Below are 21263 nucleotides of genomic sequence, written 5' to 3'. Positions count from 1 at the left end.
CCCACCGCGTACACTCTGTGTAAACATTTTAAGTCGCGTCCTCGGGTGTTCAGCCCCCACGCCCCCCAGACCCCCGCGCCGCCCCCCCCCCGCGCGCGTGCCGTCAGCTGCCGACACTCTCCAGAGCCAGGGCCGGCTCCCCCTCGGTCGCCGTCCGCGCGGCGCGGCGGCGGCCGGGGATGAACAGGGCGGCGATCCCGGCGAGGGCGACCACGGCGGAGCCGGTGACCAGGGCGGGCCGCAGCCCGTCCACGAAGCTCTGGGCGCTCTCGTAGCCGCCCTGGGCCGCGAAGATGGACGACATGACGGCGATGCCGAGTGCGCCGCCGACCTCACGCAGCGCGTTGTTGGCGCCGGAGGCGATGCCCTGTTCCTGCGGGCGTACGGCGGACATCACGAGGTTGGCGGCGGGAGCGAAGTACAGCGCCATGCCGATACCGCTGATGATCAGACCGGGCAGCTGGACGCCGTAGGAGGCGTGGGCGGTGACCACGGAGGCCATGTAGCCGAGCCCGGCGGCCTGCAGGAAGAGTCCGGCGGCGGCGACCGGGCGGCCGCCTATCCGGTCGGAGAGGATCCCGGCGATCGGGGCGACGAGCATCGGCATGCCGGTCCAGGGCAGCATCCTGAGGCCCGCCTCGGTGGGCGAGTAGCCGAGGACGCCCTGCATGTACTGGCTGAGCAGGAAGATCGAGCCGAACATCCCGAGGAACATCAGCAGGCTGGCCGCGTTGATCCCGGAGAAGGCGCGGGAGCGGAAGAGCCGCATCGGCAGCATGGGGTTCTTGGCGCGGCTGCCGTGGATGACGAAGCCGACGAGCAGGGCGCCGCCCGCGAACAGCCCGGTGAGCACGAGGGAGCTGGTCCAGCCGTCGGCGGGGCCGCGCACCAGGCCGTAGACGATCCCGAAGAGGCCGCCGCTGGCGAGCAGGGTGCCGGGGAAGTCGAGCGGGGCGCCGGTGCCGTGGGACTCGGCGAGACGGAGGCGGGCGAGCGGCAGCAGAGCGAGGCCGAGCGGGACGTTCAGCCAGAAGATCCAATGCCAGGAAACGTGTTCGGTGAGGCTGCCGCCGATGAGCGGCCCAGAGGCGACCGCGAGTCCGTTGACGGCGCCCCAGATGCCGTACGCCATCCCGCGCCTGGCCTCCGGCACGGCCGCCGTCAGCAGGGTGAGCGTCAGCGGCATCATCACGGCCGCGCCGACACCCTGCACCGCGCGGGCGGCGATCAGGGAGTCGATGCCGGGTGCCATGGCCGCGGCGGCGGAGGCGCCGGTGAAGACGGCGAGCCCCGCGAGGAAGAGCCGACGGCGTCCGAAGCGGTCACCGAGGGCCGCGCCGAACATCAGCAGGACGGCGAAGGTGAGCGTGTAGGCGCTCACGGTCCATTCGAGGTCGTCCAGGGCACCGCCGAGGTCCTTGCGGATGGAGGGCAGTGCGGTGGTGACGACGAGGTTGTCGAGGGCCGCCATGAATCCGGCGACACTGGTGATGACGAGCGCCCATACGGCGCCCCCCTGACGTGCGGTCTGCTGTGACATCGCTCCCCCAGAGCGTGGCCTGCGAAGGTTGATTAGTTATTGATCACTAAGTTTTTGGCCCACGGAAAGGCCCGGACAGGGAAGGGCGAGCCCCCTCACTCGTCGCCGCAGTTCTCCAGCCGCCCGGTGTCCCCGGCGTCCTTGTACATCCCCTGCCAGACCCGGTGTTCGGGCGGAAACCCCATGGCCGCATAGGTATTGATGAGCATCCCTTTGGCCAGGAAGGTCGTGGTGCGGTCGACGTCGGCCCCCGAGAGCAGATGGACGGTGTCCCACAGCCGCCCCCAGCCGGCCCGCACGAGTTCGCCGAACTCGTGCTCGCCTTCCGCCTCGGCGGCCGCGACCGTGATGTACGTCTGCATCTGCATCTGGAGCCGCTCCGGCTGCTCCTGGATGAGCTCCACATATGCGTCACCCATGGCATTCAGGGCCTCTTCACCCCGCAACCCCTCGGCCGCCTTCTCGAAGAGCTCACGCATCTCGTCGATGCAGCGCTGCGAGGCGGCGGCGAAGATCGCCTTCTTGCCCGGGAAGAGCCGGAAGAGATACGGCTGCGAGACCCCGACCCGCTTGGCGATCGCCTCGGTGGAGGTGCCGTAGTAGCCCCTCTGCGAGAACTCGGCGATCGCCGCGCGGACGACACTCTCGCGCCGCTCCTCAGCACTCATCCTGACCATGCGATGAAGTTAGTACTCAATCACTAACCAAGTCAAGGGCCGGGAACGCCGTCCCCTCCCGGCCCGTTTCACGGGTAGGGGGCCGCACATGCGTAAGGGGCGCCCCGCCATGGGAAACGCCCCTTACCGAGCCGTGGAGCTCACCGACCGGGTCGGGGAACTCACCGGCCCGGACTGTCGAACCCGACGGCCCGGGCCGTCGAACCCACTGGCCCGGACGGTCGAACCCGCCGGCCCCGACGGTCGAACCCGCCGGCCCGGACTGTCGAACCCGCCGGGCTCAGCCCAGCCGTACGACCGCCCGTGACATGCCCAGCACCTTCTGCCCGGCGCTCGTCGCCGTCAGGTCGACGCGCACGGTGTTGTCGTCGAGCTTGGCCGCGACCTTGCCGCTGACCTCGATGAGGGCGCCCTGGTCGTCGTTCGGGACGACGACGGGCCGGGTGAAGCGGACCCCGTACTCGGCGACCGCGCCCGGGTCGCCGGTCCAGTCGGTGACCACGCGGATCGCCTCGGCCATGGTGAACATGCCGTGCGCGATGACGTCCGGCAGGCCCACCTCCTTGGCGAACTTCTCGTTCCAGTGGATGGGGTTGAAGTCCCCGGAGGCGCCCGCGTACCGCACCAGCGTGGCACGGGTCACAGGGAAGGTCTGGGCGGGCAGTTCGGTGCCGACCTCGACGTCCTCGTACGCGATCTTCGACGTCATCGGATCCTCACGCCCCGCCTTCTTCTGCGTCCGCCGCGCGGGCCACCAGCTTGGTCAGGGCGCTCACCACGAGTTCGCCCGTCTCGTCGTGGACGTCGCCGCGGATGTCGACGACGTCGTTGCCCGCGAGGGACTTGATGGCCTCGATCGTCGAGACGACGGTCAGCCGGTCGCCGGCACGCACCGGACGCCGGTAGGCGAACTTCTGGTCTCCGTGCACCACCCGGCTGTAGTCCAGGCCCAGCTGCGGGTCCTCGACGACCTGCCCGGCCGCCCGGAAAGTGATCGAGAAGACAAAGGTCGGCGGGGCGATCACATCGGAATGACCGAGCGCCTTGGCGGCCTCCGGGTCCGTGTACACGGGGTTGGTGTCGCCGACCGCCTCGGCGAACTCACGGATCTTCTCCCGGCCCACCTCGTAGGGCTCGGTGGGTGGGTAGGTCCGTCCCACGAAGGACTGGTCGAGCGCCATTGGCCCGGCACCTCCTGATGTCTGCTGTGATGTCCCACAAACTAGCGGGAAAGCCAACCGCCGAAACGCCGTGAGGCCGCCCCCAAGTAGGGGACGGCCTCACGAACGAGCCTGTTTTTATCGCGTTTCGCGGTGCGCAGTGTGCGCGTTGCAACGCGGGCAGTGCTTCTTCATCTCAAGACGGTCCGGGTTGTTACGCCGGTTCTTCTTGGTGATGTAGTTCCGCTCCTTGCACTCCACGCAGGCCAGCGTGATCTTCGGGCGGACGTCGGTGGCAGCCACGTGAGTGCTCCTAAGACGAACGGATGGACTGATACAACGCAAAAAGAGTAGCCGATCGAAGGACCGACCCCGCAATCGGCTACTGTCAGTAGCGGTGACCGGACTTGAACCGGTGACACAGCGATTATGAGCCGCTTGCTCTACCGACTGAGCTACACCGCTTTGATGAGATCAGTCCCGCCTCGCGACGGGACCTCTCACACCAGAGCCCCAATACGGAATCGAACCGTAGACCTTCTCCTTACCATGGAGACGCTCTGCCGACTGAGCTATTGGGGCGAGCGATGAAGACATTACACGCTCGGCCGCCGTTCACCCAAATCCGTTTCCCGCCGCTCCACCGGGCCCCTTCCGCCCGGCTCACGGCAGCCTCTCGGGCCCCTTCCGACGCTCCTCACGCGCGCGTGGCGACGCTCCTCACGCGCGCGTGGCGAACCGTTCCCGGCCGGTCCGACGGGGTCTCCGATCCGGTCCGACGAGGCCGGTACGACTATTGCGCTCCTCCCCGCCCCGCACGGTTCGTCACCCTAGGCTCGACTCACTCTGCGTGATCTTGAGTCCCCGCCCGGACCGACCTTCCTGGAGCGCGATGCCCGACAGCCAGCCGCAGCCGCCCTCGTCGTCGTCCAACTCCCCGGGCTCCTCGGGACAGTCCGAGCCGACCGGGCTCCTGCTCTGCGGGGCACGGCTCACCGACGGCCGAACCGTGGACGTGCGGCTGAGTGGCGGGCGCATCGAGGCGGTCGGTACGGCCGGCAGCCTGGCACCGGGTCCGGCTCGCGCGGGCGGCGCGCGCGTGGACCTCAGTGGCTACCTCCTCCTGCCGGCCCCGGCCGAACCGCACGCTCACGGCGACACCGCGCTCTCCGCCGATCGCGGCGGCCCCGTCTCGTACGACCCCGACGACGTCCAGCGCCGCGCCACCGAGGCCGCCCTGCTGCAACTCGGCCACGGCGCGACGGCGGTACGCGCGCACGTGCGCGTCGGCGACGTCCAGGGGCTGGCCGCCCTTGCCGCCGTTCTCCAGGCGCGCCGTTCGTTGCGCGGACTCGCGGAGCTGACGGCGGTCGCGATGCCCCGCGTGCTGACCGGGGTGGCCGGCGCGGAGGGGCTGGCGATACTGCGGGACGCGGCGAAGATGGGCGCGTCGGTGCTGGGCGGCTGCCCGGACCTGGACCCCGATCCCACGGGCTACGCGGAGGCCGTCCTGGAGGTGGCCTCCGAGCACGGCTGCCCGGTCGATCTGCACACGGACGCCGTCGATCCGGCCCGGCTGGCGAGACTCGCCGCGATGGCGGGCGGCATGCGCCCCGGCGTGACGCTCGGCCCATGCGCCGGGCTCGCGCGCCTGCCCGCCGAGGCGGTCACCCGGGTCGCGGACCAGCTCGCCGCGGCCGGCGTCACGGTGGTGTGCCTGCCCCAGGGCGGCTGCGGCTCCGTCGACCGCCGGGGCACGGCCCCGGTACGGCTGCTGCGCGCGGCCGGGGTGCGGGTCGCCGCCGGCAGCGGCGCCCTGCGCGACCTGTCGAACCCTGTCGGCCGCGGCGACCCCCTGGAGGCCGCCTACCTGCTGGCCTCCCGCCACGGCCTGCGCCCCGAGGACGCCTACGACACCGTGAGCGCCTCCTCCCGCGCCGCCCTCGGCCTTCCCGAGGTCCGCGTCGAGGCCGGCTTCCCCGCCGAACTCCTCGCCGTACGCGGCGACCACCTGGCCGGCGCCCTCTCCCTCGCCTACAGCCGGATCGTGGTGCACCGGGGGCGCGTGGTGGCACGCACGAGCGCGGTCCGCGAGTACTGCAACTCGGCGGCGACAGCGGAGCTGGGGCTGCCTCGACAGGGGCGGGGCGAGGTGTCCTGAGGGGGTGAGGGGGCGGAAGCACCGGGGCGCGTGTCGCGGGGTGCGTGTCGCGGGGTGCGAGCGGGCGCTGGAGCGGAGGGACCGGCGCGTGGTGATGGCAGTGCGCGGGGCGCGTGGCGTGGAGGCGGGCGCTACCAATGGGCGAGCGCGCGCCGGAGGGTGTGAGCAGGCGGGCGGGCGCCGGGCTCGTGGGCGTTGGGAGGCGCGTTCGGGAGCGCGGGCGCCGGCGTGCGGGTGAGTGCCCGGGAGCGCACGGCGCGCATGAGCGCGCCCGCAGAGACAACGTCAACCCGGCGGGTCGCTTTCGAGGCCCACTCGAGCGCGTGGGGCGCGTGAAGTCGTGCGGCGGATGCGGGGCTTCGGGCGTACGGTCGGAAACATGCGCATTGTCATCGCTGGTGGTCATGGTCAGATCGCGCTGCGGTTGGAGCGGCTGCTCTCCGCGCGTGGGGACGAGGTAGCGGGAATCATCCGGAAGGCCGAGCAGAGCGACGATCTGCGGACGGCCGGTGCCGAACCGGTGCTGCTCGACCTGGAGTCGGCGTCGGTCGAGGAGGTCGCGGCGCGTCTGCGGGGAGCGGATGCGGCGGTGTTCGCGGCGGGCGCGGGCCCGGGCAGCGGCAAGGCCCGCAAGGAGACGGTGGACAAGGACGCGGCGGTGTTGTTCGTGGAAGCGGCGGTACGCGCGGGCGTGCGCCGTTTCGTGATCGTCTCGGCGATGGGCGCGGACCCTGCACACCAGGGCGACGACGTCTTCGACGTGTATCTGCGGGCCAAGGGCGAGGCCGACGCGTACGTCACCCGGCAGAGCACCCTGGACTGGACGATCCTGCGCCCCGGTCAACTGACGGACGAGCCGGGCAAGGGCCTGGTGCGCCTGGAGGCGCACACGGGCCGCGGGCCGGTGACGCGTGACGACGTGGCCGCCGTACTCGCCGAGTTGGTGGACACGTCGGCGACGGCCGGTCTGACCCTGGAACTGATCGGCGGTTCGACGCCGGTCACGGTGGCCGTGAAGTCGGTCGCCGGGAACTGAACTCACCGCCCGGCCGTTGGGACTTGTGACGGTGGCGACGGCCGGGCGCGGTCCTCAGAACAGCGGTAGCTGCCCGGGAAAGTCCGGCACGACGTAACCATCCAACGACGGCTGGGCCGCGCCGATTTGGGCCTGTCGCCGCGAGCCGGAGCAGGAGACCAGGTCGCTGGTGTCCCGTGCCCCGGGCGGGTCGTGCCGCGCGAAGCGTCCCGCGACGACGGCGATTTCACGGTGACACACCGGGCAGGTTCTACGTCGGGAGGACATGAGCCCAGTGTGCCCCGGGGCGTGGCACACCTACCGGGGGCCACGGGCGTCCTGGGCGGCTGATCCGAGCGACTGCGGTGCCATCGACGCTCACGCCGACAGCGCGGTCGTAAGGGCGCACCGGTTGCGAGGGCCAGCCCCTCCGCGCCGACCCCACGGAACCGGTGACGGCGCCGGGGTACCAGTGTCGTCACGCGCTCGCCCGGCGCCCGCCTCCGCGTTCCCCGCACACCTTCAGAAGGGGCTGCGTCGACGCCGATGTGGGGCACGTCTCACCCCCGCTCGACGCACTCACGGCACAACGAAGAGACCCCCTCCGATCTGTGTTTCCACAGTTCAGAGGGGGTCTTCCCCAAAGTGGCGGCGCCAGGATTCGAACCTGGGAAGGCGAAGCCGGCAGATTTACAGCGGGCCGGTTCCGACTGCCCTGACCAGGTAAATTTACCCACCACTCCTCCTCGGGGGGACGGGTGGGGGAAGTCAGATTCCTCCTCGCCTTCAGGCAGGGGCGTGCCCCAGGCCCCCTCTGTCGTATCCCCGCGACCTAGGAGCCTGGCCCAGTCCATGGACTGGCCCGCTACGGGTCGACACAGAGCGCGACACCGACTGCCGAACGTAGTCGAACCTCTCTAACTCCTCCACCCAGACAATCCGCTGCCTCGTGCTTCAAGGCCGTCGGGTTCTCCTGCCCCCCGATCTCAGATGACCGGGTCTCGCCGAGCGAAGCACGTCGGCATGGCGCTGAGACCCAAGCCATCAACCGCGCAGCAAGGACTTCGTCGCGCGTCCTTGGGCTCATCAGGCACAAGCCGTGATGGGGCTTGCCACTAACCCAGTCACCTGCGCCGTAAGTCCTTCCAACAAGAAGACGCACAGGGAGCACCCTCGTGCGTCGTACCTACCAGAAGGGACGTGGGATCATCGACCCCATGCCGAACCTTGACACCGCCACCCAGCCGCTGACTGTTGCAGGGCTCTTTGCCGGCATCGGCGGTGTCGAGCTCGGGCTTCAGGCAGCAGGCATGCAGACCAAGCTGCTCTGCGAGTGGTGGGAGCCTGCGCAGGCTGTTCTGAAACACCGCTTCCCAGACACCGCACTTCACGACGACATCCAAACGTTGCAGGCGCTGCCCGACGTTGACGTGGTGACGGCGGGATTCCCGTGCACCGATCTGTCGCAAGCCGGCCGGACTCAAGGCATTCACGGAAAAGCATCCGGAATGATCAAGCATCTATTCGAGTTGCTTGAGGGTTCCTCCCCCAAGTGGGTCGTCATCGAGAACGTCCGCAACATGCTGGCTCTCGATCGCGGCACGGCAATGGAGTATCTGGTCAGTGAATTTGAACGGCTCGGCTACACGTGGGCCTATCGCCTTGTGGACTCTCGATTCACCGGAGTCCCTCAGCGCCGTCAACGGGTGATTTTCGTCGCATCGCGCACCGAGGACCCCCGGACCGTCCTGTTCGCTGATGAGGCTTCAGAACGTCCTGAGGCTGACTACAAAGAAGACGCCTACGGTTTCTACTGGACTGAGGGAAATACGGGGCTCGGTTGGGCACAGGACGCTCTTCCCACACTAAAGGGAGGATCTGGCCTCGGAATTCCTTCATCGCCTGCCGTTTGGGTGTGTGGTGCCAGCCCTGGACGCGCTATCCTCACTCCGCGAATCGAGGATGCCGAGGAAATGCAAGGATTTCCTCGCGACTGGACCAAGGCGGCGTTGGAAGTTGCCCGTCCCGGAACTAGGTGGAAGCTCGTAGGCAACGCCGTGACGGTGGGAGTTTCAGCATGGGTTGGTCGACGGCTCACGAAACCCGGCGACTTCGATGAAACCGGGCAGCTAATACTGCCTAAGGGGCTAAAGTGGCCGACTGCGGCCTGGGGTAACTCCGGAGAGCGGTGGTCTGTCCCGGCTGGTTTGTGGCCAGAACGCCACACTTACAAGCATCTCCTAGATGTCATGGACGCAGACAAGGCTGCACCCCTAAGTTTGCGCGCCACCACAGGATTCCATAATCGCCTCCTGAAAAGCCGCCTTCGCTATCGTGAGGAATTCTCACAAGCTCTAAAGGAGCACGCTGAGTTCATGACGGATTCAGTCATGGCTAGCTGATCAACACCCAACAACCGGTGAATGCGACCTCTGCCGGTACCGCAGAGGCCGCATTCTCCCACCTCAGCAGGCTTAAGCAACCGACAGTACGACCGCAGCTGTAGACTCCCGCGCATGACACCTGAGGGGAACCTGCAACGCCTGTCGGAGCTGCTCGACACAGATCACGAGAGACCTGCCAACAATAAGTACGTGGAAGCACGTAACTTCACGGCCGAACTCCTTGATTTGCCACCTTCTCGGGTCTATTTCACATATATCGGAAAGGTGAGCAACTTCGGCGTGCGCGCTGTTCAGTCGACAGCCGCCATGCAAGCAGCCGTGGTAGTCGCACTAATCAAGCTCAGGACTGAGGACGCTGCGACCCATAGAGCCGCGCATAAGCTTGCCATGAGGACAGGAAAGACGATCCTCATGCTGCAACGCCCCAGCGACGAAAGCCGCGAGTGGCAAGTGATGGGCGGCTACTTCGTGGCTGCTGCTGACCAATCACGAAGAATTGCCGAACGGATCGGAAGCGCATTCTCTACCACTTCCCTCCCTCTCGAAGGCATCAATATCGATCCTGGCGAGGCGGCCGCCACCGCAATTGACTACTTCGAGAGCCTCGGACTCAGCGGCGAGGGACTTGGTGCGGCACTTTCTAATCGCCAAGACATCTCCAGCATTGTTGCATTCGCCGCCGCGTCGAGTGCCGCCGGGCTTTCTGCCGCCGAAGCTGCTGTCATCGCTCAACGACGATCACTGGTCGCTGAACTTAAAGATATGATCGCGGATCCCGCCACAACAGAGACTGACCTGCACAGAAAAATCAAGGGTCAGTATTGGATTTTTGGCGGTAGGTACACCGGGGTTGCGCGCGGTTCTATCGTGCCGATGGACAGGTACGACATTCCACTGTTCTGTGCAGACGGATCATTGCATATCGTTGAGCTCAAGGGCTCACATATCACTGACCTCGTGGTCCGCCATAGGCAGCATCTGATCCCCGGTAAAGAGGTTCACGAAGCCGCCATGCAGGCGGCCAACTACATCCGCCAACTCGACGAAGGCGGCGCCGCCATGGAAACTTTGTACCGGAACAGTGGCCTAAATTACGATCTCCGACGCGGCCGGGCGACAGTCGTCATCGGGAATCAAGACTTCGTGAATATCCCAGAAGATTCGGCAAGGCAGCTTGGAGCCGCCACACGGGCAATGGTCGACCAGACCATCCGCACGTACAACTCGCTGATCAACCGTGTTGAGATCTTGACGTGGGCTGATTTGCTAGACGCTGCCGATCGATCCCTTCGCTTCGAAAGCGAGATTGTGGAAAATCAATCACGCGCCTCTGGAGAATCAGGAGACACCGAAACAGAGGTAGTCACGGGCGATTCCGACGGCGAAGATAACCCTGGCCTTTTCTAGGGCGCAGGGCGGAGCACCATGCTTCTTTCTCCGCATGAGGCGCACCCAACCGTCTGCAGATCGACTCTCGTTGACAGGCGGCACTACGCCAGGGAAGCACGACCTAAGCCGCGGAGCGAAGCCGCTCCGGGCTCGGCGTGCGATCCGTGAACCCGTGATCCGTCGACTGTGCCGCGCGCTGAGCTAGCCATCCGGAGACCCTCGGTCCACCGTTCACCGCGACACCCTCACGGACGGTACGGATGTGCGTGAACCCCTGCTCAAGGTAGTACCGCTGAAGGCTCTCATTCGTCGTCCAGGCGTCCAACCGGACCCACTTCGCGCCGGCGTGAAAGGCACGATCGCCGGCCCAGTCAAGGAGTCGCCCACCGAGGTTCTGGCCGGCATATTCGCGGCTAATGGTCAGCTTGTTGACGAACATGGACGGTTCGGCCAGTTCACCGTCAGTCCACAAGCCGTCTTCGGCGTCCGGGGTCAGCGTGATCGTCCCGGCTGTTGTGTGCCCGTCGCGAAGCATGAACACGGTGCCCGCTTCGATCGTGGCCAACAGCTTGTCGGCGGGATACGGACGGCTCCACTGATCGGAGCCGAGGTCCCGCAACCAAGCCGCCGCCTCCTGGCGGAACGCGAGCAGCTTGGTCACGTCATACGGTTCTGCTGGAGCGATGATCACGCGTTCTCACTTCGGGCGGACAACTCGCCGATCTCGTAGTTCATGCGGTTGAGGTCCCCTCGGAACGTTGTCACCGTGCACCGGATCGGCCGGTCGGCCGAGTAGCCGGTACGCGTCCAGAGCATCACTGGAACACCGGCACCAACCTCCAGAAGTCGTGCCTCCTCCGGCGTGGGCATCCGAGCAGCAATCTCATCGAAGTACCCGACCTGTTCGATACCCCGAGACGCGAGATACCGCGTCGTGCCCTCCTCGACATCTCCCGGCTCAGCCAGACGCGGCGACTCTTCGACCAGCCACGACGGATAGTAGGTCGCCTGCGTGGACCACGGAACGTCGTCCACATAGCGATGACAAAACCGCAATACCGTCTTCGCACCCGCCGGAACCCCGAGCCTCTCAGCGATGTCATCCGGAGCCGGCAGCATCTCCACCCGGAACGTCTGGTGAGGGCGCCGCCCAGCGTTCGAGACGTCGGTGCTGTAGGCGTCCCCGTTCTGCGGGAAGGTCAGGTTCTCGAACCGAGACGCGTTCAACTCGAACACCTCGTGCGACCTGACCTCGTAACCAAGCCCCTGGCTGGACGAGATCAACCCTTCGCTGACCAGCAAGCTAAGCCCGTTGCGGATGGTGTTCCTGGAAGCGTCGAAGCGCTCCTGCAGGTCGTTCTCGGAAGGCAGCCGCGCCCCCGGCGCGTAGGTGCCGTTGGCGATCTCGCGCCGCAGGACATCAGCGACCTGGCGGTACTTCGGCTGCTTCGTCATACCCCCATCATGACTCACTCGCGCAACTTGTTGGTACATGCAGCCCCTAACCACTTGACGACTCACTCTCCGTGGGTGCAGCATCACCACATCAGCTTGTACCAACAAGCTGAGCAAGAGGTGCAACACCATTGAGTGTGCTGCCCTCGCGCTCTGACAACTCCACAGCGTGACCCACCGCAGATGGGACGGCCGTGACAACTCCGGCTGAGGCGAGTGGGGACCAGTCGGTCATCTCCCGTCAGGGACACGTGCCGACTCAAAAGAACGGATCTGCCCAAGGGCACGAACGCCGCGCGAAGAGACCGAGAGGCGATTCCTCGGGAGAGCGGGACTGAGGCACAGATCCATATCGCGCAGTGCGGGTCGTCGCCTCCCGAAAAAGGTGTCCGGCGCGGCTCAGGGTCGCGCGCTTGTCCGACCTTCCGCAGGTCAAGGCTTGCGGCCGGTTGCCTCCGCTGCGCGTCTCGTACGCGCAGCGCTGAGGGGAGCCGGATCTTCCGACTTCAACGGCGTGCGGCCCCGGTGCGGGAACACCGGGGCCGCTGTTCGGGCCGTTCCTCTCTGGAAGGAACCAAACCCTATGAACCCCATCGTGACTGTTCAGGACGCTGTTACCGCGTTCGCCGACTTCATGGAGCCGACGGACCGGGAGTTGGACGCGATCGAGCTGGAGATGCCCGCGATCCTGGCGGACGTCGACCTGTTGGACGCGCAGATCATCACCCTGGACCGCACCCCGAACGACCTAGACGCCCGCCGGATCCGCCGGGCCCGCCGCCGAGTGCTCTCCGAACGTCTCGCGCTCGCCAACCACACGGCTGGCGCGAGCCTGCCGGGGGGTGCGGCATGAGGGACCTCAACGCCAAACGGCTGCTGACCGTGCTGCCGGCGGTCGCGATGACCGCCGTGTCCATGGTCCTCACCCTGGCCGTGGTCGTGATGTGGCTCGGGGAGTCGATGCCCAAGGGCGTCGCCATGGTCGTCGGGTTGGGCATCGACGGCGGATGGCTCGCCACCCTCGCCTACGAACGCCGACTGGCGGCACAGGGCGACCACAGCAACGCCGTAACCGGCGTCGGCTGGTCGTTCGGCGCCGTCGCTTCCGGTGTCCTGGTCACTCACGCCTTGCTCGCCGACGAGACGTCGCGGGGTGCGTGGCTGGCGGTGGCGTGGCTGCCGATCGCTGCCAAGGCTCTGTGGCTGGTCCACGGGCTGTGGGAGCGCACCGCCCTCACCCCGGCGGCGCTGGACATGATCCGGGGCATTCAGCAGGACGCCCGCGACGATGCGGCCGTGGCCCGTGCCCGCCTGCGCGCCGAAGCGTCCACGGAAGAGACCCGGCTGACGGCCGTGACACAGGCGGGGGCACGCGTCGCACGCGTCCAGGCCAGGACCGCCGACACTCTCGCCGACGCGTGGTCGAAGCTGGAGACGGCCCGCAAGGGCGAGAGCACCGGACGCGCCCTGACCAGCGTGACCGGCCGCGTCACACCCGACGTCACACCCTCCTGGGAACTCCCCGTCTGGGGCCCCTCCGAGGCGGTTGCGGCGCTGGAGCAGGGGCCCGCGCTCACCGATGACGCGCTGGACGTCGTGGTCGACGGGATCCGGCTGAGTGAGCAGCCGCCGTTGTCGTACCGGGAGATGGCCACTCGCTTCCGCGCCGCCGGCCACTCCGCATCCGAGGTCCGCCTTCGGGCCGCCTGGAAGCGCGTCGTGTGAAGGCCACGCTGCTGTTCGGCGAAGGGGACTGCGGCTGCGACGTCGGCTGATGCATGACCTAGAACGCCCGGTCCGGCGGGGCGGGTCCGGTCAGTGTCCTTGGCCGAACCATGAATATGCGCGCACGGCGATACGCGCGCAGAGCAGAAAGAAGTGCAGGCCCAACCGGTCCGCTGCCACGGCCAAGAGAACCGCTGCGCCCGCGACTTTCCCGGCGACATTGCGCCAGGAGAACACGCGCCGGTCGGGCTGCGCCGGTTCCACGTCTCTCGCGGACGTGCTGCTTTCACCTGCGATGGCGCTGTGCGCCTCGGTCTCCCCACCCATGCGCGGACCTTATCGCTCCCACAGAAGCGGCAGCGCCCGCCTGCCCCAACTCCTCTCCCGCGAAGGGAAACAAGCATGGCAAAGCCCGACACCCGCCGTGTGGACCGCGAGATCCACAAGACGGAGAAGAAGTTGGAAGCGGTCCGCCGGGGCGAGTGGTGGCCGCTGACCACCCGCGAACGACTCGCCATGAGCCGCGCCATGGCCGGCGGCGCCCGCAGCATCCACCAGGGACGCAGCACCGGCCGCGCCGAGACCCGCATGGACTCCCTCGGATCCGCCGCCGAGAGGCGGCTGAACGCCGAACTGACCGCCCTGTACAGCGAGCGGCAGCGCATCGTCACCGAGTACGCGCAGGCCAAGGCCAAGAACAAGTCGTCCGGCTGGTGGTGACCAGCCACAACACCGGGGCCGCCGCCTCTTTGGCCGGACACGGCGGCCCCGTGCTCTCCCACTCATCCCGCCCCGCATCCGGGGCAGTCAGGAGAACTGCCAGCATGACCGAGAACGTCATCAACCTCCACAAGCCCACCGACCCGCCCACCGGCGCCAACTCGCCGACCGTGCTCACGGTCGTCCCCGACCCGGCACCCGCCCCCGCGGCCCCGCTGTGGGTGCGCTCCGGGCGGGCCATCCGTACGGCCGTGACGCACGACGTCACGAAGACGTCGGCCCGCGCGGCGGCCCGGCACGCCCTGTACGTCTATGGCGGCACCCGCATCGTCACCCGCCGCGCGTGGGAGGCCCGCACCCCCGCCCGTTACGAGCGGCTCATGCGCGCTGCTGAGGCGGCGGGGAACCTGGAAGAGGCCCGCGAGTGGGAGGAGCGCGGGCAGCACTTCCGCGAGGCACGCCACCGCCGCCGCATGGACCTCCTCCACTCCCCGATCGAAGCCGCCAAGGGCGCCGCCGTGTCCGCCGGCACCGGAGTCGGGTTACTGGTCGCCCTCGGAGTCTGCATGGCCATCGCCACCAAGGACGCCACCGAGGTGGTCACCCCGCTCATGGCGGTCATCAAGTTCATCAACCTGATGATCACCATCGTTCAGGTCGTCTGGGGCCCGGCGCTCACGATCAGCCCGTTCCTCGCACTGCTCGCCCTGTGGTCGGTCGGCGCGCACCAGAAAGCCGCCCCGTCATGGTCGATGCCTGAGCAGCAGCGATCGAGCGAGGGTGAGCCCATCACCCCGTCCATCGTGGTCAAGGCCCTGCGCGACCTCGGAGTGCCTGCCCTGCGCAACGCCATCAAGGAGATGGGCGACGCCGGCGCGTCGATGCTCGGACCGATCCGGATCGCCGGATGCGGCGTCGAAGTCGACGTCACGCTCCCGTCGGGGGTGTCCACGATCGAGGTGCAGAACCGGCGCCGCAAGCTCGCCGAGAACCTCACCCGACACGAGCACGAGGTGTTCATCATGATCCCCGTGGCCGCGCGGACGGTCCGGCTGTGGATCGCCGACTCCGGCGCCCTGGACGAGCCGATCGGTCCGTCTCCCCTAGCCACCGACGAGACCATGACCGCCGACTACAAGAAGGGCCGCGCACCCTGGGGCCAGGACCTGCGCGGCGACTCGGCCGGCATGAGCCTCTACCAGCGCCACCTCCTGATCACGGGTCTGTCGAACCAGGGCAAGACCGCCGCCCTGCGGTCGCTGGCGCTGTGGCTGGCGCTGGACCGGTCGGTGGAGTTCCTGATCGGCGACCTCAAGGGCGCCGGCGACTGGGCCATGTTCATCGGCCGTGCCCGGGTGCTGATCCAGGGACCGACCGATGAGCACGTGATCGAGGTGACCGAGATGGCAGAGAGCGCGGTGGACGAGATGAACCGCCGTCTCCAAGCCCCGCCCGGCACCGAGTTCCCGCCGCTGATCGTGCTGGTCGATGAGGCGCAGGTGGCGTTCATGTGCCCGGCCAAGGACGAAGAGAAGCGCCCCTACGGCGGGTCCAAGGCAACGTCCCGGTACTTCACGGCCGTACGGAAGATCCACAACCAGGGCCGTGCGGTCAACGTGCTGATGTGGCAGGGCACCCAGGACCCGACGAACGAGAACCTTCCCAAGCTGGTCCGCGAGGGTGCCCACACCCGCGCCTCACTCGCCCTGGGCACGGAATCGCAGGCCCGTATGGCACTCGGGGACAAGGCCGTTGACGGCGGCGCGGCGCCGAACCTGCTGCGTCCGGGGCTGGACAAGGGCACGGTCGTGGTCGCGTCGGACGGCATCGACATCCCGGCCGGCCAGTCGTCCATCACGGTCCGCACGCACTACATCGACACCGACACCGCGCACGCGATCTGCGAGCGGGCCAAGGCCCTGCGCGACGGCGTCACCACCCTCAGCGTGCTCAAGCGGGACGCGCCGCGTGACCCGCTCGCCGACATCGCGCAGGTGATGGGCGACGCCACCCGCGTGCGCACCAAGGACGTCCTGGCTCGGCTCGCGGCCCTGGACGCCGGCACCTACGGGAAGTGGTCGTTCCTGGACCTCACCCGCGTCCTGGACGGCACGGGAGCCGAGCCCTACAAGTCCGACGGCGTCATGAACATCGCCCGCGACCGGATCACCGGCGCGCTCGCCGACCGCGACAACCAGGGTTCCGCTTCCGCTTCCGAATGACAGGGAGCCGACCCGCCGCGGGTCAGGGAGGCAGGGAGAACTCCCTAACCCCCTCCCTGACCCGCCTCCCTCCCCCTGACCTGCGTAATTGATCGTCAGGGAGGCAGGGAGGCACCGCAGGTCAGACCCCCGAAACCCCCCTCTCAGCACCCCCCAAGGGGGTGTCCTCTCCTCCCTGCACCGTGACCGGAAGGGATTCCGCATGTACCCCAAGACCACCCCCGACACGTCCCTGTCGGGCGTCCGGATGAGCGACGACGTGGCCGCCACCGAAGCGGCCCGGATCATCGCCGACGCCTACAAGCCCACCCCCGACATGCCGACCGCCTACCGCGACGACAGCCCGCTTCCCGCCTACGGGGACACGCCCCCGGTGCTCCAGCCAGACCGGCGGATCGTGCCCGCGTGGGCCGCCGGGACCGCCGTCGCCGGCATCGGGGTGGGGGCCGCGTTCGTGGGTGTCGGCTGTGGTGTCTGGCTCGCCTGCCAGGGCTTCGCCGCCGTCTCCCTCACCTCGGTCCTGTTCGTCACCCTGCCCATCGCGGCTGTGGCCGGCGTGTTCGCCGCGATCGGCACGGCACTGCGGTCCCTCAAGGGCGTCCACACCGAAACCCACCACCACTACCGGGCCCCGGTCAGCCAGCACCACACCACCAGCAAGACCTACGGACTGTCCGCCCGCACCCACAACCAGCACACCAGCTGACAGGAGACCACCACCATGCTCCGCATCCGACTCAAGGTCATCGACACATGCCCCCGCCGGGCCCTGGTCCTGACCGACACCCCCCGCCCCAACTGCCCGAACTGCCAGGGACGCGGCGGCACCGTGGAGGACTACAGCTACCCGGACACCGGTGAGCACTGGGGAAGCGGCTGGGAGATCTGCGCCTGCTGGACCGCCCGCCGGCTGACCCTGCTGCCCCTGCCGCGCTGGATGCGCCGCACCCCGCCCGGCGGCTACAGCGCCAACGCCCCGTTCTAGCTACGCCAAGGGCGGCCCCCGCATCTCGCCAAAGAACCGGGGCCGCCCTTGTCATCCAGCACGCTCACAACGAACTGGAGACATCCAGAATGACCCAACTCACGGTCATCCGGCGAGCGGACGAACCCGCCTCGTTCGCCGCTCTCTTCCTGCGCCTGTTCGGGCGCCCGCCCCGGCTGCTGGACCTGTACTGCTGCCAGGGCGGCGCCGCCAAGGGCTACACCGACGCCGGGTTCGACGTGACCGGCGTGGACAAGGACCCCCAGCCGCGCTACCCGTTCCGGTTCGTGCGGGCGGACGCGATCGCGTATGCAATGGAGCACGGGGCCGCGTTCGACCTCATCCACGGCTCGCCGCCGTGCCAGCACGACAGCGACTGCCAGCGGATCCAGGGCAACACCCACCCCGACCTGATCGCCCCCACCCGCACCGCCCTGGAGCTGACCGGGCGGCCCTGGGTGATGGAGAACGTCGGCGGCGCCCTGCCCAAGCTGCGCACTCCGGTGATGCTGTGCGGGCAGATGCTCGGCCTGGAGAACTACCGCCACCGGTACTTCGAGCCGGGCGGCGGCTTCACCCTGGACCAGCCGGACCACCCCGCGCACCTGGTCCCCCAGGCCAAGATGGGCCGCCCCGTCCCGCCCGGTCACTACGGGCAGTTCGTCGGCAACTTCTCCGGGGTCCCGCTCGCCCGCCAGGTACTTGGGGTGCCGTGGATGAACCGCGACGGCATCCGCGAATGCATCCCGCCCGCCTACGCCCACCACATCGGTACCGCCGCACTCGCCCACCTGACCGCGAGCGGTCTGGCGGTGGCGGCATGAGCGAGCACCTGCACACGGCGCTGCGTATCGCCGCTGCGGGCCTGCCGGTGCTGCCGCTGCGCCGGGGGAAGCTGCCGTTCGGGAACTGCCCCGCATGCACCCGGAACGCGTGCGGCGGGCGGCCGACGATGAAGGCGGCGGGCCCCTGTGAGTGCGGGGCGCCGTGCCACGCATGGGCCGCCGCCACCACCGACCCGCACGTCATCGGCTCGCTCGCGTGGGCGTCGGCGTGGCGGCAAGCGGCGGCCGTGGCCTACCACCCCGGCGGCGCCGGCCTCACCGTGGTCGACCTGGACGACACGGCAGCCATCGCGTGGGCCCGCAAGGCCCTGCCCGCCACCCGGACCGTGCCCACGACGCGGGGAGAGCACTGGATCTACCGGGGCACCATGCCGTCCGCCAACGCGGTCCGGCCCGGCGTCGACATCAAGTCCCTTGCCGGGTACGTGCGTTGGCTCGGAAACGGCACGGGCGCCACAGTCTCTCTGACGGACCCTGTGCGCGCCCTGACACTAAAGGGACCCGCTGTGCCCAGTAGTGCGCCACAGAGCCTCACAGTGCCCCTGAGGGGCCATGGGGGCGAGTGCCCGCACCGCACACCCACCTACTTGGAACGTGGCGTGTCCATGGCCGTGCAGCGGATCAGTGAGGCGCGCAGCGCGGTCCACGCGACGGTGTACCGGACGTTCCTCGCGGTGCTGTCGACGCACGGCCGGTGCGGGTGCCTCACCGACACCCACGTCAACCGGCTGTTCACCGCCGCACAGGCCAAGGGCGAGACCCCCCGGCACTGCACCGAGGCGTGGACCAACGCCCTGACCACCTTGGGACTGTGACCGTGTCCGACGACGAGAAGAACCCCGCCCGGCAGGTCATCACCGACTACGCGCAGGCCCACTTCCGGTACTTCCGCACCGTGGACGGGACCGTATACGCGCAGCGCACCGGCCACCCCGTGGCCCGCCCGATCCGCTCCCAGGGCACGACCGGCAGCCACCGCCAGGAACTCATGGTCGGCCTCTTCCGCGACGGGGTCGGCGTCTTCAACGGAACCGCCCTCAAGGAGGCGTTGGACTTGATCGAGGCACTCGCCCTCACCGAGCAGGTACAGCCCACCCATATCCGCGTGGCCCCCGGATTCGACGGGGCCACCTGGCTCGACCTCGGTCGCGACGACGGGCGGTCCGTCCGTATCCACCCCACCGGATGGGACGTCCGGGTCCCCGACCCCGAAGAGGTGTGCTGGCGGCGCACCCAGCTCACCGGGGAACTCCCGATGCCCGCCAAGGACACCAACGGCAAGGGCATCGACCTGCTGATGCGGCTGTGCAACTTCGCCGACGCCAGGACCGAGGCCCTCGCCATCGCGTGGCTCATCGGCTGCCTGGAGCCGTCCGCACCCGTCCCCGCCCCGTTCCTCACCGGCCCGCAGGGCGCCGGCAAGTCGACCGGCGGGCGGATGCTCGTGCGGATCATCGAGGGTATGAGCGGCGACCTGCGCAGGGCGCCCAAGGACGAAGAGAACATGATCACAGCGGTCGCGGCCGGATGGATCACCGCCCTGGACAACCTCTCCCACCTGCCCCCGGACCTGTCCGACCTCATGTGCTGCATCATCACCGGAGCCGAGAGCATCAAGCGCGCGCTGTTCACCGACGGCGACGTCGTCCGCTCCCGCTACCGCCGGCCCATGCTGCTGACCGGCATCGACGTCGGCGTCATCCGCCCCGACCTCGCCGAACGACTCCTCACCCTGCGCCTGGAACGCCCCCGAGTCAGGCGAACCGAAGCGGAGCTGTGGACGGAGTACGCCGAGATCCTGCCCGTCGTCCTCGGCTCCCTGCTGGACCTGACCGTCAAGGTCCGCGCGGTACAGGCCGAGACCCCGACCGATCTGCGCATGGCCGACTTCGCCCACCTGTGCGCCCAGCTCGACACCGCCACCGGCTTCGGAACGCTGGAGGCATACCGGGCCAGCCTGGATGACCTCAACGACGACGTGATCGAGGGCGATCTACTGGCCCAGACAGTCCTCAAGCACGCCGCCGAACTCACTCCGGGCGAAGAGGTCCGGATGACGTCTGCAGATTGGCTGCATACCCTGACCGCCCTCTACAGCGGCGAGGAATGCCGCCCCCTGCCCAAGGGCTGGCCCACCACCGGCAAGGTGCTCTCCGACCGGCTGAGGCGCATCCAACCCACCCTGGCCGCGCGGGGCGTCCTCGTTGACTGGGGCCGCACCAGCTCCGCCCGCTACATCGAACTCAGCCGCCAGGCCCCGCCCCCGCCGCCCGAGCAGCAGACCGCGTTCTGACCCTGCCGCACAGGCAGACAAGCAAGAGGAGCACGCCACGCCGCGGGTGCTCCTCTTGCTGTTCGGCGGCGGCGGCCGCCCTGCACAGGTCGCGCCGCGAAGCGGCCCGTTCTTCAAGCCCTGAGCGGACGTACTGACCACAGACACCCCCCTTTCTTTTCCTAAGTAGGGAAGATCTGCGTCACTGCGTCACCGAGGGCCTGACAGACGGCCGCTGACCTGCGGCGAAAACGGTGACGCAGACGACGAATCCTGCGTCATCCCGCGTCATCAGCGTCACCCCAGGACGAGCGCTCGTGTCATCGATGACGCACCACCCGCCGCGCTGCGTCACCAGAACCCGCAGGTCAGAAGCCTGATTGACGCAGGTGACGCGATGACGCAGAAATCCCAGCTTCGGACAGCACAGACCACCCCGCCCCAAGACCAGCCCAAGCGAGGAGTAGCACTGTGGCCCGCCCCAAGATGCTCAAGCTCCCCGAAGTCCTTGACGAGATCGACATGAGCCGCGCCGCGTTCTACCGCATGCGCGCCCGAGGCAAGGCACCCAAGCTCATCAAGCTTCCCAACGGTCAACTCCGCTGCCGTCGCAGCGACCTGGACGCATGGTGGTCGTCCATGGAAGAAACCGCCGCCTGACCTTCACCTTCACGCCTGAGACACGAGGGGCC

At 68.3% G+C, this 21263-nt stretch carries 23 protein-coding genes and 2 tRNA genes; 14 read left to right on the top strand and 11 right to left on the bottom strand.

All coding sequences use genetic code 11. The features are described 5' to 3' along the window. Positions 1 to 103: 103 nt before the first annotated feature. The 7 genes from ABZ642_RS27955 to ABZ642_RS27925 all read right to left on the bottom strand — a co-directional run bounded on the left by ABZ642_RS27955 (position 104) and on the right by ABZ642_RS27925 (position 3959). The gene (locus tag ABZ642_RS27955; protein WP_360489196.1) at positions 104 to 1540 is read right to left on the bottom strand and encodes a DHA2 family efflux MFS transporter permease subunit; all 1437 of its coding nucleotides are present in this window, start codon (positions 1538 to 1540) and stop codon (positions 104 to 106) included. A 95-nt stretch (positions 1541 to 1635) separates the two neighbouring features. After that, positions 1636 to 2217, bottom strand: a complete 582-nt coding sequence (locus ABZ642_RS27950; protein WP_360489195.1) for a TetR/AcrR family transcriptional regulator — start codon at positions 2215 to 2217, stop codon at positions 1636 to 1638. 280 nt (positions 2218 to 2497) lie between these two features. Further along, positions 2498 to 2926 (bottom strand): MaoC family dehydratase, encoded by a 429-nt coding sequence (locus ABZ642_RS27945; protein WP_360489194.1) that lies wholly within the window; start codon positions 2924 to 2926, stop codon positions 2498 to 2500. Positions 2927 to 2933: 7 nt separating this feature from the next. Beyond that, positions 2934 to 3398, bottom strand: coding sequence for a MaoC family dehydratase N-terminal domain-containing protein (locus tag ABZ642_RS27940; RefSeq protein ID WP_360489193.1), 465 nt, complete (start codon positions 3396 to 3398; stop codon positions 2934 to 2936). A gap of 117 nt (positions 3399 to 3515) precedes the next feature. Next, a complete protein-coding gene (gene rpmG, locus ABZ642_RS27935) occupies positions 3516 to 3680 on the bottom strand; it encodes a 50S ribosomal protein L33 (RefSeq protein ID WP_003948671.1) in 165 nt (54 codons plus the stop codon). Between the two features lie 89 nt (positions 3681 to 3769). After that, positions 3770 to 3842: transfer RNA gene (locus ABZ642_RS27930), tRNA-Met, on the bottom strand. 44 nt (positions 3843 to 3886) lie between these two features. Then, positions 3887 to 3959, bottom strand: a tRNA-Thr gene (locus ABZ642_RS27925). Between the two features lie 310 nt (positions 3960 to 4269). On the opposite strand from ABZ642_RS27925, the gene ABZ642_RS27920 reads away from it, so the two are divergent. Then, positions 4270 to 5538, top strand: a complete 1269-nt coding sequence (locus ABZ642_RS27920) for an amidohydrolase family protein (RefSeq protein WP_360489192.1) — start codon at positions 4270 to 4272, stop codon at positions 5536 to 5538. A 379-nt stretch (positions 5539 to 5917) separates the two neighbouring features. Continuing rightward, the gene (locus ABZ642_RS27915) at positions 5918 to 6574 is read left to right on the top strand and encodes an SDR family oxidoreductase (protein ID WP_360489191.1); all 657 of its coding nucleotides are present in this window, start codon (positions 5918 to 5920) and stop codon (positions 6572 to 6574) included. A 54-nt stretch (positions 6575 to 6628) separates the two neighbouring features. Here ABZ642_RS27915 and ABZ642_RS27910 read toward each other — a convergent pair whose 3' ends face one another. After that, positions 6629 to 6841 carry a hypothetical protein gene (locus tag ABZ642_RS27910; protein WP_360489190.1) on the bottom strand — a complete coding sequence of 71 codons (213 nt, stop codon included), beginning with the start codon at positions 6839 to 6841 and terminating at the stop codon, positions 6629 to 6631. 887 nt (positions 6842 to 7728) lie between these two features. Here ABZ642_RS27910 and ABZ642_RS27905 point away from each other — a divergent pair. Both ABZ642_RS27905 and ABZ642_RS27900 read left to right on the top strand, forming a co-directional pair. Further along, positions 7729 to 8955 (top strand): DNA cytosine methyltransferase, encoded by a 1227-nt coding sequence (locus ABZ642_RS27905; RefSeq protein WP_360489189.1) that lies wholly within the window; start codon positions 7729 to 7731, stop codon positions 8953 to 8955. A gap of 114 nt (positions 8956 to 9069) precedes the next feature. Next, positions 9070 to 10365, top strand: coding sequence for a Shedu anti-phage system protein SduA domain-containing protein (locus ABZ642_RS27900; RefSeq protein WP_360489188.1), 1296 nt, complete (start codon positions 9070 to 9072; stop codon positions 10363 to 10365). A gap of 103 nt (positions 10366 to 10468) precedes the next feature. Here the strand turns inward: ABZ642_RS27900 and ABZ642_RS27895 are convergent, their stop codons facing one another. Further along, the gene (locus ABZ642_RS27895; RefSeq protein ID WP_360489187.1) at positions 10469 to 11038 is read right to left on the bottom strand and encodes a GNAT family N-acetyltransferase; all 570 of its coding nucleotides are present in this window, start codon (positions 11036 to 11038) and stop codon (positions 10469 to 10471) included. After that, positions 11035 to 11802, bottom strand: coding sequence for a GntR family transcriptional regulator (locus ABZ642_RS27890; RefSeq protein ID WP_360489186.1), 768 nt, complete (start codon positions 11800 to 11802; stop codon positions 11035 to 11037). The genes ABZ642_RS27895 and ABZ642_RS27890 overlap by 4 nt, the downstream gene beginning before the upstream one ends. A 583-nt stretch (positions 11803 to 12385) precedes the next feature. Between ABZ642_RS27890 and ABZ642_RS27885 the strand changes: the two genes are divergently transcribed. Both ABZ642_RS27885 and ABZ642_RS27880 read left to right on the top strand, forming a co-directional pair. Then, complete coding sequence (locus ABZ642_RS27885) at positions 12386 to 12655, top strand: DUF6284 family protein (protein ID WP_360489185.1); 270 nt, start codon at positions 12386 to 12388, stop codon at positions 12653 to 12655. Continuing rightward, positions 12652 to 13527, top strand: a complete 876-nt coding sequence (locus ABZ642_RS27880) for a protein spdB (protein WP_360489184.1) — start codon at positions 12652 to 12654, stop codon at positions 13525 to 13527. The genes ABZ642_RS27885 and ABZ642_RS27880 overlap by 4 nt, the downstream gene beginning before the upstream one ends. A gap of 90 nt (positions 13528 to 13617) precedes the next feature. Here ABZ642_RS27880 and ABZ642_RS27875 read toward each other — a convergent pair whose 3' ends face one another. Further along, positions 13618 to 13854 carry a hypothetical protein gene (locus ABZ642_RS27875; RefSeq protein ID WP_360489183.1) on the bottom strand — a complete coding sequence of 79 codons (237 nt, stop codon included), beginning with the start codon at positions 13852 to 13854 and terminating at the stop codon, positions 13618 to 13620. Positions 13855 to 13929: 75 nt separating this feature from the next. Here ABZ642_RS27875 and ABZ642_RS27870 point away from each other — a divergent pair, with 75 nt between their 5' ends. The 8 genes from ABZ642_RS27870 to ABZ642_RS27835 all read left to right on the top strand — a co-directional run bounded on the left by ABZ642_RS27870 (position 13930) and on the right by ABZ642_RS27835 (position 21231). Further along, positions 13930 to 14247, top strand: a complete 318-nt coding sequence (locus ABZ642_RS27870) for a hypothetical protein (RefSeq protein ID WP_360489182.1) — start codon at positions 13930 to 13932, stop codon at positions 14245 to 14247. 104 nt (positions 14248 to 14351) lie between these two features. After that, positions 14352 to 16469 carry an ATP-binding protein gene (locus tag ABZ642_RS27865; RefSeq protein WP_360489181.1) on the top strand — a complete coding sequence of 706 codons (2118 nt, stop codon included), beginning with the start codon at positions 14352 to 14354 and terminating at the stop codon, positions 16467 to 16469. A gap of 202 nt (positions 16470 to 16671) precedes the next feature. Next, complete coding sequence (locus tag ABZ642_RS27860) at positions 16672 to 17175, top strand: hypothetical protein (protein WP_360489180.1); 504 nt, start codon at positions 16672 to 16674, stop codon at positions 17173 to 17175. Positions 17176 to 17190: 15 nt separating this feature from the next. After that, the gene (locus ABZ642_RS27855; protein ID WP_360489179.1) at positions 17191 to 17454 is read left to right on the top strand and encodes a hypothetical protein; all 264 of its coding nucleotides are present in this window, start codon (positions 17191 to 17193) and stop codon (positions 17452 to 17454) included. Between the two features lie 89 nt (positions 17455 to 17543). Beyond that, the gene (locus tag ABZ642_RS27850) at positions 17544 to 18278 is read left to right on the top strand and encodes an SAM-dependent methyltransferase (RefSeq protein WP_360489178.1); all 735 of its coding nucleotides are present in this window, start codon (positions 17544 to 17546) and stop codon (positions 18276 to 18278) included. Then, the gene (locus ABZ642_RS27845; RefSeq protein WP_360489177.1) at positions 18275 to 19114 is read left to right on the top strand and encodes a bifunctional DNA primase/polymerase; all 840 of its coding nucleotides are present in this window, start codon (positions 18275 to 18277) and stop codon (positions 19112 to 19114) included. Before ABZ642_RS27850 ends, ABZ642_RS27845 begins: the two co-directional genes overlap by 4 nt. 2 nt (positions 19115 to 19116) lie before the next feature. Then, a complete protein-coding gene (locus ABZ642_RS27840; protein WP_360489203.1) occupies positions 19117 to 20592 on the top strand; it encodes an ATP-binding protein in 1476 nt (491 codons plus the stop codon). A 450-nt stretch (positions 20593 to 21042) separates the two neighbouring features. Further along, positions 21043 to 21231: a helix-turn-helix domain-containing protein gene (locus tag ABZ642_RS27835; protein WP_360489176.1), complete on the top strand. Its 189-nt coding sequence runs from the start codon at positions 21043 to 21045 to the stop codon at positions 21229 to 21231. Positions 21232 to 21263 lie beyond the last annotated feature (32 nt).

The sequence above is a fragment of the Streptomyces sp. NPDC007157 genome, from assembly GCF_040634235.1.
In the GTDB taxonomy this organism is placed as follows: Bacteria; Actinomycetota; Actinomycetes; order Streptomycetales; family Streptomycetaceae; genus Streptomyces.
Note: the sequence above shows the minus strand (reverse complement) of the source record. Positions and strands in the feature narration are given on the sequence as shown.